This is a genomic window from Peribacillus saganii, from assembly GCF_003429095.1.
Lineage (GTDB): Bacteria > Bacillota > Bacilli > Bacillales > DSM-1321 > Peribacillus > Peribacillus saganii.
Genome location: NZ_QVTE01000038.1, coordinates 1 through 12,672, shown reverse-complemented (window position 1 = coordinate 12,672; position 12,672 = coordinate 1). Strand labels below are relative to the sequence as shown.

Genomic DNA, 12,672 nt, shown 5'->3' with positions numbered 1-12,672 from the left:
AGGGTGACGACATATCGTCATCACCCCAACATTTGACGGAGAACCACTATATAAGTTCGGCTGCTTTCATACCTAATAAGCTGTTCGTCCATTGCGGCAAAGTACGGCTGCTTTGTATAATCGCCTGCAAATATCAATCTGTCAATAGGTGTCTCTTGAATCGGACGCAGCTTTTGGTTGCCTGGCTCCAGACTATAATAATCATACACATGAATATGGACCTTCTCTTCCCACTTCCAATTTTGTCGGGATCGATCCCAGCCTTTCTATGCACTTTTGGCAAATAAGTATAATAGCCGATAAATCGGTGAAATCCGGATTTGATATACATACCTTTTTCATCATAAGAAGAAGTTCTCCCTCCTACAACTTTTTCTCTTTCCAGCAATAGAACTGATTTTCCTTTTAAGGTAACCTCAAGGACGCATGTAAGCCCCGCAAGCCCTCCGCCAACAACAATCACATCAAATTCCTTCACTATTTCCAACAATTAAAAAAATTTTATACCTTAGTTGAACGGGGCTATTTTATTCATTGCAATATTTAGAGATTTGTGCTTTATGTATCTGTTTAACCCAATTTACTTTCTCTTGTCTCACAAACAAGTATGGATATTTAGTTTTACACCTTGCATATATATCAAAAAAGGAGGGGTTTCTTTGGCTTATTTATGGACGGTAACGATAGGATATGTGATGATTCTCGGAATGGTTGGCGGATTTTTTTCCTATTTTTTTAGATCAGCGGTGGCACCGGAGGACGCAACGACGATTGACCCGCCAAAAATGACCTAAAGTATACAAATTGTAGCGGCTGACAATTGTAAGTTCTTTATCCATTTTCCAGTTTCTAAGAGATTTTGTCCTCGTACACTATTTATTTGTCCAAGTTTCAACTGTCCAAAGCTCATGGCGCATGAGAACCAGTTCCCTAGTTTTATTCAATCCTTTTGATAATAAGATAAAGAAAAACAGTGTGATTGCCTGTTTCGCATCACACTTTTTTCTATTCATATAGTAATCTAATAAAACAACGGAATGACCAGCAGCTGCATGGAAATATGCGCAAACATATGAGCCACAATGGCATATTCAAATCCTTTTTTCCAATAAAGCCAGCCGAAGAAGATTCCGCCGATGCCGTTTAAAAGAAAGCAGCGAAGAACGATTACTTCCGTTAATCCACCAAACAGCTGGCTTGTGGCTGGAAGATGCAATGCCGCAAAAACGAGAGACGCGATCACGATGGCAGCCCAGTAAAAGACAGGAGAAGCATTTTCTTTATTCCGCTTCCCCACTTTAAGAAACAGCCATACAAGAAGACTCATAAAAAACAGCCGGACTAGAACTTCCTCCAGGACTCCTCCGTACAATACACCTGTAACCATTCCCCTAAAAGAAAACTCGGGCGTGCTATCTCCGATTGCATCTATCCTGTATTGATAGTAAAAACGGTCAGCGCCCACAATCAACAAGGCGGCAGCAGCACCTAACAGCATGGATAAAAGCAGCGGCCCTTTTTCAAACGATACTTTCTTCCCTTTTGTAAAAACTGAATCCAATATGTCAAAAGATAATCCTGTATTTCTGGCTAATTTTATTCCGATAAAACCTAAAACTAAACTCGTAAGAAAGATCTGCAAGCTTGCGGCAACACTCACTAACTCCATAGGAATCTGTATATTATTGATAAATTTCTGGTAATCTCCTGAACTCAATGTTTCCTTTAAGGTATCCAGCTGATACGGTACCAGGAATAACCCAGCAACAAAACTGATAAATGCTAAAAGCAAAGCAATTTTAAAATCCTTCTTTTTCACTTTTGATTTCCCCCTTTTTTATATACCCAGTGCATAACGGTGCAGCAGGTGATTTTATTTATCTTTTCTTTCGGGAATGATCGTAGCAATATTTCTGGCAGTCCGCTCCGGTGATGGTTCATTTAACATCGCTTTTTGGATCAGCGCGCCTATGCCTCTCATAAGCTCCATGAATTCTGAGTCTGATAAATTTAGGCCGGCAGCACGATACATATCCCCATCTGTCAACAAATCCCCATGTTCCTGGTTCAAATAGTCCTCATACATACCTGCTAGCTGTGCAGTTTAAAGCAAGAAAAAAATTCAAGATGATCTTCGATTGAAAGTTCGGCTAGCTCCCCCTGGGATAAAACTGCAGTTTGTTTTAATCCATAGACTTTTTCTACTGTACCCTGTACCCGGTGTTCCTCGAGAATTTCAATTAAATCGGCTTCGAGCAGCTTGTTTAAATGGCGATATAAGGTTGCCTGCGGCACATCTTTGATGTGACCAGATAATTGCTGGACAGTTCGGGTTTTTCCGTTCAATAAAGACTGTATAATTTCCATCCGGACCGGATGCAGTACAAGTTTTGTTTTATTTTTCACCCTGTTACCTGCAAAAAATTTGAATTTCTTTCAGGAATGTAAAACAATATTATCATTTTTGATATTAATATACATTTTGATAACAATAAACCATTATATGGATAAATATTAAAAAAATGGGGAATTTTAATGTTAGAATCATAAAATCATGGAGGTTTTAGCATGAATTTAAACAACAACATGGTATTTGAAATAAAAAGCGGCTTTATGCCGAACCTTAGCAATTCAGATACATTAAAGATTATCGAAAGCAAACAAGGCAGTGTCATAATTCAAATGAATAACTCTAAGTGCAGAGGCGTTTTTCCGTTGGATAACTTTCAATACTGGATAAGAAAAGGAGTCCTCATTCCGATTAATGGGGGGCAAAAGGAAAAAACATCCTAACCTTTTCTGCAAAAGGAAAAAAAGATGTAAGCATCAGCTGCTTACATCTTTTTTCCTAATAGTTTAGATTCTAATTTTGCGTAAGTGTTAAAGAGTTCTTTGTTTTCCTCCGACAAAACATCCAGCTTGTCCATTAATTCCTTGTTGCCAGGTTCTTTTTCTAGCATCTGGCTCACCTCTAATCTGTTTTGAGCATTGTCTCTTTGATCAAGAGAAACTTGATTTATTTTTTCAAGAATTTCGTGCTTTTCGCTTTGCTCCATTTTTATCACCCTTTCTTTTATGCAAGACGTTCGCTACTTTTATAATATCCGTATCCTGTTATCCTAAACAAAAAGATAAAAACTCTTTAAGACGCTTTTCTTTGCTGCAATGTGACATCAGGTTTATCTTTAATAAAGAAAGCAATGATCGCGAGTATTAAAAGGAAGAGGATAGGAAGGTAAAAACCATCTGCAGGACCAAATTTTTCAGATACGGCACCGATAAGCCAGCCTGCAAAAGCCCCGCCTATACCTGAAGCTACATACACGAGACCAAGAGCCGAACCGCTGGTGTCCGACAGCTTTGTTCCGATTGCTGTCGCAGTCGGGAATAATACCGATAAAAATAATCCAGCTGCAGCAAATGAATAGACCCATTGTTCTGCAAAAAACTTACTGAATGTCATATTTGCTACCGATAGCATAGAAAAGAGGATAATCGTCTTTTTCTCCCCCAATTTTTGAGTGATAAACGCTCCACCCAATCGGCCCAGTGTAAATAGCAGTGAAAAAACGGATAAAATTGTTGCCACTATTGCATTTTTTTCAGCAGAGCTTGCTCCACCAAGTTCCAGTGTTTTTAAGAAGCTAGGAAAGAAATTAAGGAATGATACTTCTGCAGCAACGTAGAAGATCAGGAAAATCATAATGAAAACAAACTGAGCATTCTTTAGCATTTCCTTAAAGGCTGCGAAACTTGCTTTTTCAGTCTTTCCTTCCGGTATCTTTGTAAATAGAAGCATCGCAATGAAGGCAACCATTAATATTCCGATACCGATATAAAAAGCTCTCCAGGAAATATTCACTGCAAACATCCATCTAAGTAAAAGCGGAGTAACGAACATTCCCACCCCGTATACTCCCATTGTAATATTAAACATCATCCCCTGCCTGTTAGGATAAACAGCAGGAACAATCGCATTAGAGGCAACAGTCATCGCGCCAATTCCAAATCCTACAATCAAGTAAAACCCTAGAAAGAACAGTACCGTTTGGGCTGCACCTGTACCAAACAGGCCTGCCGCCATAATCACTGCTCCTGCCACTGTCATATATTTGAGACCCTTTTTATCAACTAGATAGCCGCTTACCACACCTGCTATCGTAAAACCCCACTGGAATATGAAAACCACCATTCCCATCGTATTTAAATCAAGACCAATACTTTTTTTGACTTCATCTAGTACAATACCTTTTGTACTTCCAAGCCCTCCTAATAGGAACATCGTAACGGCCATGATTATTAAGGCCGCTACATTTTTGCTCTTACTATTATTCATTTTTTGTCACTTCCCCAAGTTGTTATATTGTAAAAGTTCCCGCTGGAGAAGTTGCTAAACGTCTTGCTTTGTTATAGCAAAGTAAATAAAAACGCTTTCTTTATTGTGGAAATTGAGTTGTAAACCCTTACGCGAAATATCTATAAAAAATTTTTACCAAATTGAAATCATTAGTCAGATAGCATCATATTAAAGTTCATTGTTGATTTTGACACTTTGTTGATGTCTAGGTGCAGAACCCAGCCCCGACGCACAGGATATGCTGGCGTCGACGTTCCTTATGGGAGGGAGCTTCCGCTTTTCTTGGAGCGGAAGGAGTGAGACTCCTCGAAAATGCAACCGAATTTTCTCGAGCTGTGTTTATTCGGGGACGTCAATTCAACGTCCTGCGGGAAAAACGGGTCAAGGGAGCCCCATAGGCGGCAGGCACCGAGGAGGCTGCGAACCGGCCCCGAAAAAGCGAGTACCTGGAGCGGAGATCAACAGGCAAGTTTAAGCAGATCCAAAAATTAAAAAGGCAGCTCTTCACATAGAACAGCTGCCTATTGTTCATCCGATAAGCCAAAAAAATACTGGACCTGTTTTGGATAAGCCTCCAGTTCTTTTTTGCCGATCGCGCTAATGGTATACGTGCCTCTTTTGATTTTATCAAACCAGTGATAGTAGTTTTTATTTAGTATAGATAAGGTTTTATCACCTGTTCCCATCTCTCTTAAAGCCTTTGGTGATAATGGCCCAAAACGATCAAGCAGACAGGCGATATGAATGCAATTCTCCTTGTAGGCAGTCATCAGTTTTGTTTTACTGCTGCCCCCCACATTATAGTCACCATTCCTGCCATTGATTTCAGCAATCATGGAGGCTCTATTTTTCCGGTTTCGCTGCATGCTTTTTAACCGGTCAAAAGGTTCTGGAGAAATGGCAATCTCCATGTTTGTCCCGCTCTTCTGAAATGAAACAAGAATCAGGCCAAGCTCCAGGCGCCGAATCAAATGGCAAATATCATACCATTTTTTTGAGCCAAGCCTGTGTTTTGGCTTTGGAATTGCAATATAGACAAGGTCAGTGATCCGCTGGCGTTTGGCGGCCTGGACCAATAGTTCAACAGTTAGGTTAAGTTTCATTTCCACAATAACCAGTTCCTGTTCTCTGACGGCAGTAACGTCACAGTGGTTTACTTCGGCATATACATCAAAGCCCTTTTTAACAAAAAAATTCCGGATTGGCTCATACAGATCCGTCTCCAAAATTTTCGCTGTTTTCCTTTTCATATTATCTCCTCTAAATCATTCAATAAAAAAGCGATACTCCAAAAAATAGAGTACCGCAATAGACATTAAATTGAAACCCTGTTTTCCAACACTCTCACAGTCCAGCCAAACGGATCTTCTACTTTTCCTGTTTGAATACCGGTTAAAGTATCGTATAATTTTGTCGATAATTCACCTGTTTTGCCATCATTAATTATAAGCTTTTCTCCATTCCAGAAAAGTTCTCCAACCGGTGAAATGACTGCTGCTGTTCCGGTTCCGAACGCTTCCTCCAGCAATCCTTCTTTATATGCCTGGTACAATTCTTCAATAGAAATTCTGCGTTCAGTCACTGGGATATTCCAATGCTGCAGCAGTTCAATAATGGAGCTTCTTGTAACCCCTTCTAGGATGCTTCCGTTTAGAGCGGGAGTAACTACTTCTCCATTGATTTTAAAGAAGATATTCATGCTGCCTACTTCTTCAATGTACTGTTTTTCTTTTCCATCAAGCCATAGAACCTGTGAATAGCCGGCAGCTTCTGCTACTTCTTGCGCTTTCAGACTCCCTGCATAATTCCCTGCTGTTTTGGCGTTCCCCGTACCACCTACAGCCGCACGGACATATTGATTTTCGACCGCAATTTTAACCGGATTGATGCCTTCCTTATAATAAGCTCCCACAGGTGACAGAATGATGATAAACTGATACCTTTTGGAAGGTGACACACCTAAATAAGGTTCCGTAGCGATAATAAATGGCCGAATATAAAGGGAAGTGCCCTCTGCAGTCGGAATCCAATCTCTCTCAATCGTAATTAATTGTTTTAATCCTTCTAAAGCAAATTCTTCATCTATATGCGGCATGCATAACCGATCATTTGAGCGGTTCATTCTTTGCATATTTTTTTCGGGCCTAAATAACAGAATTTGTTCATCCTTGGTCATATATGCCTTTAGCCCTTCAAATACAGTTTGCCCGTAATGGAATACAGTTGAAGCCGGATCAAGAGTGATTGGCTGGTATGGTACTATCCTTGCATCATGCCACCCTGTTCCTGCTGTATAATCCATAATAAACATATGGTCGGTAAAAGTTTTTCCAAATACAAGCTGATCTGAAGCTGGTTTTTGTTTTCTTGCTGTAGTTAATTGAACATCGATTTTCAATTTTTCCCCCTGCTTTCTCTTAAACTTCGCTTTTATTATTTGTAACCTACTTAAATTAAATCGGCTGTTTTTAATATCAGCCGGTATTTCTTAATCCTGCCGCAATACCGCTGATAGTCAGCAGCACTTGAGTGATTAGTTCATCATCAGGCTCCTCCACACTTCGAAGCTCTTTGATAAGCTCAACCTGCAGGAAGTTTAGCGGGTCCACGTATGGATTTCGGCGGTGAACAGATTCCTGGATATTTGGTGTATGGTCCAGCAGCTCTTCGTCACCTGTAATTTTGAGCAAAATATTCTTTGTTTTATTATACTCTTCAACAATGTTTCCAAAAATCCTCTCGGCAATGGCCTGATCTGCCACAAGTGAGGAATATTCCTTGGCTGTAGTAATATCAGCCTTCATCAGAGCCATCTGCAGATTATCAATCGTAGAACGGAAAAATGTCCAATCCCGGTACATTTCCTGCAGTATTACAAGATTATCAGTACTTTTTGAAGCAAAGCTTTCCAAGCCTGTTCCGGCTGCATACCATGCAGGGAAAAGCTGTCGGCTTTGCGTCCAGGCAAATACCCAAGGAATGGCCCGCAGGTTCTCAAACTTATTGCTGTTTTTCCGGGCCATCGGGCGGGAACCGATATTTAAATCCGCAAGCTCTTTTAAAGGCGTGGCCTGATTAAAATAGACCAAGAATTCCGGATCCTGGAAAACGAGAGATTGATACTTTGCCAAAGCCGCTTCGGATACCTGTCCCATCGCCCGAACCCAGCTTTCATCACGAAGATGCCCATGAACAGATTTTTTTAATACATGGGTTGCTGCCTTCAATAACGTAGAGGTTGCTTGCTCCAGGCTTCGGTATGCAATGTCTTCAAGCAGATATCTTGATGACAGAACCTCACCCTGTTCAGTTATTTTCACACCATCTCCCAGTGTTTCAACCGGCTGGGACAGCAGACTCTTGTGCAGCGGTCCGCCACCTCGGCCCAGTGAGCCACCTCGGCCATGGAAAAATTTCAATGCAATCCCATGCTTTCTCGCCATTTCACTAATCTCCAGCTGTGCACTGTATAGCTGCCAATTGGCCGTTAACGTTCCGCCATCTTTGCTGCCATCAGAATAACCAAGCATGATTTCCTGCTGATCGCTATTTTTTTGCAAATGGTTCCTATAAAGAGGCATACGGAACAATGTTTCCATTATCTGTGGCCCTGAGACCAAATCATCAATGGTTTCTAACAGTGGTGCAACATTTATATCTGTTTCTATAGTACCGTCTGAATGGAGCCTGTAAATTCCCGCCTCTTTTGCTAATAAGAGTACCTCCAGCAGGTCGCTTGCGGATTGGGTCATCGAAATAAGATAAACAGAAATGGAGCGTTTTCCAAATTTCTGATGAGCATTCTTAATTAATTGAAACACAGCTAGAATTTCTTGTGTATCAGCAGAATAATCTTCATGAATTAATAGAAGCGGACGTGGATCCTGCAGCAGTTTTTCAAGCATGCCAAGCTTTTCATCCTCTGCTAGAGCAGCGTAGTTCTCCGTAATCCCAACCTTTTGCAGAATTTCAGTAATTGCAGCCTCATGCTCCCCGCTATGATTACGGATATCCAGTGTGGCAAGATGGAAACCAAACAGCTTTACCTGGCGAATCAGTTTTTTCAGAAGCTTTAAATCATGGTTAGAAGGATGATGCTGATAGGAACTCCGCTGAATCATCAGCAAATCTTCGAGAAGTTCATCTGATGAATGATACCCCAATTCGGTGTTTCCTACTTGTTTCAGCCGTTCAAGGATGATTGCAAATTTACGCCGGTACACTTCTGTTGCTACTGTCCATTTTTTGTCCTCTGAAAGGTATAAGTCCTCTTCCTTATTAACGGAACGAACCAGTTCTTCACTCACTTTGACTCTAGTCGTTGAATGGCTGTATCGCTTCATTAGCTCTACTAAAACAGCTTTATATTTCTTCAAGACAAGCCGTTGCTGTTTGTGGAGTGTTTCCCATGTGACCTCAGTCGTAACATTCGGATTCCCGTCACGATCTCCGCCAATCCAGGATCCAAACCGAAGAAAATTCGGCACCTGCCATTCTTTATCCGGGTAATGCTCCGCGAGACAATCCTCCACTTCCTGATGGATATCCGGAAGAACATCAAATAAAGTTTGATCAAAATAATACAAGCCGTTGCGTACCTCATCGATAACGGTTGGTTTGCGGTGCCGCAATTCGTCTGTCTGCCAAAGGGCTGTCACTTCATTAAACAAACTCTCTTCCAGCTTAATGCGTTCCTTTTTGGAAAGCAAAGGGTTGTCCTGATTCTTTAAAATCGTTGCAATTCTTTTTTGGATTTCCAGAATGGAGCGCTTAGTAGCCTCAGTTGGATGTGCCGTAATGATTAGCTCAAGAGATATTGTATGTAAGACGCTTTGAATAATTTCTGGTGTAATCTTATTTTCTTTCAATGAAACAATCGCGCTTTCAATTGATCCAGGCTGCACATTCACTTCTGATTGAAGCTGATATTCCCGGCGACGCCGAATGCGGTGGTTTTGTTCAGCCGCATTTATTAGATGGAAGTAAACCGAAAAAGCCCGTATTACTTGTCTCCGGATGGGCGGACTAAGGTTTGAAATTTCCTGTTTTAACAAATGATATGTTTGTTTATCTTCTTCATTCCGAATGGTTTTACACATCGCACGGATCTTCTCTACCTTATCCAACAGCTCGGTTCCTCCATGAAAAACGAGTATTTCCCCAAGTATGTTGCCAAGTTTTTTTACATCCCTGCGCAGCGGAAGACTGCTGTCATTAATCTCTAATCCTGTTGTCATTTCGTTCACCTTCCTCTAGTGTGTAAATTCTTAGAATTTTAAAAATAAATATACCATACTTTTAGTAAGAGTGGGGGAAATTAGCTTGTTATTTTTTAATATTTTTACAATTTACGAAATTGATGCGAAAAAAAAGATTCAAACGCCTATTTTGTTATGAACCAAGTTTTGGTTAACCGTGAATTTCGGACTATGATATCCACGTTTTCCAATTAAAAGAGCAATCTTCTCACCTGACAGCTGAAATGTCACATTCGGCAGCACCTTGATTCAAGTATAAGAAAAACCCCGAAATTGGACTTTAAAGGCACAAAATTCGGGTTAATTGCTGTTTTATATGATTTAAGCCGAGAAAAGAAAAAAGGCCAGTGCTTTTTCATCTGTCTCTATCAAAATTAGCCAACTACTCACAGACTAATATTTGTCTTGAAAACATTCCTTTTTTGGCTACACAGCGATCTGTAATTTCAAATCCAGCTTCTTCGATCATTTGATCCAATGTTTCAATGGTGACAACTACCACTTTACTGGCGAAACGGCGAGCATGCCGGAGAATAGAAAACTGATCTTCTGGTGTTGCATGCGTATATAGATTGTACGGCATATCTATTATTGCTACATCATACTCTTTTGAGACGTCTGAAATGGGACCCAGCGTTACATTACCTTCAAGTCCAAAATGAGCAATATTCTCTCTTGACCCAGTTGTAACAAGAGGATTTATATCACGACCATCAATATTAATGCCCATGGAGAGGGCTTCCACCAATACCGTTCCAATTCCGCAGCAGGGGTCAATCGCTTGAATTCCCTCAGGTTCAGGGACGGCGATATTGGCCACTGCCCTAGCTACTCGCGTACTAAGGGCAGTGGAATATTCACGTGGTTTTTTCGAATGATAAAGCCAAACTGGTTTGCTTTTACGGTATTTTCCGAAATACCACCGACCTCCCAGGGTGACAATACCAAACACTCGTTCAGGATGATGTACATCCGCTTCTCCATCTATATGCATCCCTATTTCCCGCTCAATCAAACGCCGTTGATCATATTCTATCTTTTCTGTTGTATTCAAATCATTAATTTTGAGGAAGATGACTTTAAACGTCGACCCATTTAATTGAATTCGCTCTACTTGTTCGCAAATAACTGCTAGAGTGTCCCCTTCATACATTACTTCAATCCGCTCCTTTATGAACGGACTTCGGCTTGGATCAATTTCAGTTGGGGTTTTCAAAATATTCTTTCCTGTTTCTTTTCCAAATAGTGAGCGCATCTCCATGTGACATAAGGAGATTTCATCCGGACTACAGGCAAAAGTGTATACAAAAACCGGTCTTTGGTTATTATTTTCCAAAATTTCCCCATCCTTTATATTATCAATTATGTCTATCGTTTCAGCTAGCATCTGTAATGTGAATAAAAAAAGACCACATTATTTGCCGTCTTTTATGAATACCATATTATTGTTTCACGTTTTGCTGAACTTTAAATAGAGCGGAATATAACGTATTAGCACGTTTAACACTTTATCATTATACTCTATCAAGCCAATGACCTCACAATTAAATTTATGCCCAAACTATTACCCGCTCAAATGCAGCTTTTATTTTGCATTAATAATAATTACATCCGTCAACTTGGATTCCTTATAAAATATAAGTAAGGCCTGCCGCATAGCGCATTTCAGTCAGAACACCTGGGTATTCGTTACCGTGATTCGCCGCTTAGAAATTACCCCGTCATCAATATTGTTATAGCCAACCGCCATTTTACAAACCACTTTCAGCTTCATTGTCCGTTCATGAGCTCCCATCGATCGTTTCTGTCAATAAACAAAACAATTCTTCAGCATCCGCAATCTCACATTTCATAACCACCCCTGGCACCAGAACTTCCTCTTCCTTTCTATGGCCCAATATCCCGGGGTTTTGTTATTACAATTTGCCCCGGTTAATAGAAAGATAATTTTGACTGTTGGGAATAAAGATTATTTTAAATTATAGAAAAATATGTTATAATTTATAAAAATATAGAATTTATCTATAATTTTTAGAAAGAAAAGGAAGGTCGTTTAATTGGATATCAAACAGTTAGAGGTTTTTAATACCATTTGTAAGCATAAAAATTTTTCGAGCGCTGCCAAAGAGCTCTTAATTTCGCAGCCTACAGTAAGCTCACATATCAAATCTTTAGAAGAAAATTTAGGGTTACAGTTATTTAATAGAAAAAATAAGGCAACGGGCAATTTGACTGACGCCGGGAAGATTCTTTATCAGTATTCTACCCAAATTATGTCTATCGTCCGAGAGGCTGAAGCTTCGCTGGGTCACTATAAGCAGGGCAACTCGGGCGCCTTGTCATTAGCGACGGCCCATACTTTTTGTACCTTTTATCTGCCGCCGCTATTAGAAAAATTCAAACAAAAGTTCCCCTCTGTTGAAATTATCCTGCATACAGAATTTACTCCCAAAATGGTAAGTATGGTGGAAAACAGAGAAGTCCATTTTGCAGTTGCAAGAACTAGTTCGCCTACTTACACGGATAATCATCTGCATAGTGTACTTCTGGGCCAGGACCCCTCTGCTTTTGTCATATCTCCGCACCATCCTTTGGCTGCAGCAGAGACAACAACAATTGAAGAAATCATTAATGAGCAATTTATAGTGTTTGGAAAAAAATCAAGCTATTGGCCAAACATTAGCAATTTATTTTCCAACGAAGGACTTGAATTAAAAACCAGTATGGAATTAAATGATATTAACGCAGTCAAGAAAATGATAGAAATAAATATGGGAATATCCATTCTCCCATTAATTTCAATTCAGGATGAGCTGGAAAAAGGTACATTAAAAACAATCTCTGTTGAAGGATTCCCTGAAATAATCCGCTATTCCCATCTGGTGTATCAAAAGGACTTAATTATTACAGGACCCATTGAGAACTTTCTTGAATTTATTCATGAAACCATACCCTATTCTTTATAACGAGTATACAAATAAAACACAGGTCCCAAAATGATTTGGGACCTGTGTCAGGCTGTTGAGAAAGTTTTTTCTCAGCAGCTTTTTTGCGTTC

General features: G+C 40.0%; 14 protein-coding genes and 1 pseudogene. 3 read left to right on the top strand and 12 right to left on the bottom strand.

Annotated features, from left to right (window positions below):
- Nucleotides 1-20 precede the first annotated feature (20 nt).
- Nucleotides 21-221 (bottom strand): annotated as a pseudogene (locus D0469_RS13560) (FAD-dependent oxidoreductase); the annotation flags it as partial.
- On the bottom strand, nt 134-463 hold the full coding sequence (locus D0469_RS22155) for an FAD-dependent oxidoreductase (RefSeq protein ID WP_407675744.1): 330 nt from the start codon (nt 461-463) through the stop codon (nt 134-136). The pseudogene D0469_RS13560 and the gene D0469_RS22155, both read right to left, overlap by 88 nt.
- A gap of 196 nt (nt 464-659) precedes the next feature.
- On the opposite strand from D0469_RS22155, the gene D0469_RS21900 reads away from it, so the two are divergent.
- The gene (locus D0469_RS21900) at nt 660-794 is read left to right on the top strand and encodes a hypothetical protein (RefSeq protein WP_267897312.1); all 135 of its coding nucleotides are present in this window, start codon (nt 660-662) and stop codon (nt 792-794) included.
- 227 nt (nt 795-1,021) lie between these two features.
- On the opposite strand, the gene D0469_RS13550 is transcribed toward D0469_RS21900, so the two are convergent.
- Genes D0469_RS13550 through D0469_RS21385 form a run of 3 tightly spaced genes read right to left on the bottom strand, consistent with a single transcriptional unit; the run spans nt 1,022 to nt 2,406 of the window.
- Nucleotides 1,022-1,819, bottom strand: a complete 798-nt coding sequence (locus D0469_RS13550; protein WP_117327278.1) for a CPBP family intramembrane glutamic endopeptidase — start codon at nt 1,817-1,819, stop codon at nt 1,022-1,024.
- Nucleotides 1,820-1,873: 54 nt separating this feature from the next.
- Nucleotides 1,874-2,071 carry a helix-turn-helix domain-containing protein gene (locus D0469_RS21390; RefSeq protein WP_199478527.1) on the bottom strand — a complete coding sequence of 66 codons (198 nt, stop codon included), beginning with the start codon at nt 2,069-2,071 and terminating at the stop codon, nt 1,874-1,876.
- Between the two features lie 20 nt (nt 2,072-2,091).
- Nucleotides 2,092-2,406, bottom strand: coding sequence for a helix-turn-helix domain-containing protein (locus D0469_RS21385; RefSeq protein WP_199478525.1), 315 nt, complete (start codon nt 2,404-2,406; stop codon nt 2,092-2,094).
- Nucleotides 2,407-2,568: 162 nt separating this feature from the next.
- Between D0469_RS21385 and D0469_RS13540 the strand changes: the two genes are divergently transcribed.
- Nucleotides 2,569-2,793 (top strand): hypothetical protein, encoded by a 225-nt coding sequence (locus tag D0469_RS13540; RefSeq protein WP_117327277.1) that lies wholly within the window; start codon nt 2,569-2,571, stop codon nt 2,791-2,793.
- 41 nt (nt 2,794-2,834) lie between these two features.
- Here D0469_RS13540 and D0469_RS13535 read toward each other — a convergent pair whose 3' ends face one another.
- The 7 genes from D0469_RS13535 to D0469_RS13505 form a co-directional block, all read right to left on the bottom strand.
- Nucleotides 2,835-3,056 carry a hypothetical protein gene (locus D0469_RS13535; RefSeq protein WP_117327276.1) on the bottom strand — a complete coding sequence of 74 codons (222 nt, stop codon included), beginning with the start codon at nt 3,054-3,056 and terminating at the stop codon, nt 2,835-2,837.
- A gap of 86 nt (nt 3,057-3,142) precedes the next feature.
- Entirely contained in the window at nt 3,143-4,336 is a 1,194-nt protein-coding gene (locus D0469_RS13530; RefSeq protein ID WP_117327275.1) for an MFS transporter, read from the bottom strand.
- 542 nt (nt 4,337-4,878) lie between these two features.
- Nucleotides 4,879-5,607: a DUF2161 domain-containing phosphodiesterase gene (locus tag D0469_RS13525; protein WP_117327274.1), complete on the bottom strand. Its 729-nt coding sequence runs from the start codon at nt 5,605-5,607 to the stop codon at nt 4,879-4,881.
- 65 nt (nt 5,608-5,672) lie between these two features.
- Complete coding sequence (locus tag D0469_RS13520) at nt 5,673-6,755, bottom strand: branched-chain amino acid aminotransferase (protein WP_117327273.1); 1,083 nt, start codon at nt 6,753-6,755, stop codon at nt 5,673-5,675.
- Nucleotides 6,756-6,831: 76 nt separating this feature from the next.
- Entirely contained in the window at nt 6,832-9,594 is a 2,763-nt protein-coding gene (gene ppc, locus D0469_RS13515; RefSeq protein ID WP_117327272.1) for a phosphoenolpyruvate carboxylase, read from the bottom strand.
- A gap of 403 nt (nt 9,595-9,997) precedes the next feature.
- Nucleotides 9,998-10,876: a TRM11 family SAM-dependent methyltransferase gene (locus D0469_RS13510; protein ID WP_407675743.1), complete on the bottom strand. Its 879-nt coding sequence runs from the start codon at nt 10,874-10,876 to the stop codon at nt 9,998-10,000.
- 408 nt (nt 10,877-11,284) lie between these two features.
- Nucleotides 11,285-11,389 carry a hypothetical protein gene (locus tag D0469_RS13505; RefSeq protein WP_158553465.1) on the bottom strand — a complete coding sequence of 35 codons (105 nt, stop codon included), beginning with the start codon at nt 11,387-11,389 and terminating at the stop codon, nt 11,285-11,287.
- Nucleotides 11,390-11,672: 283 nt separating this feature from the next.
- Between D0469_RS13505 and D0469_RS13500 the strand changes: the two genes are divergently transcribed.
- On the top strand, nt 11,673-12,581 hold the full coding sequence (locus tag D0469_RS13500; RefSeq protein ID WP_117327269.1) for a LysR family transcriptional regulator: 909 nt from the start codon (nt 11,673-11,675) through the stop codon (nt 12,579-12,581).
- Nucleotides 12,582-12,672: the final 91 nt, after the last annotated feature.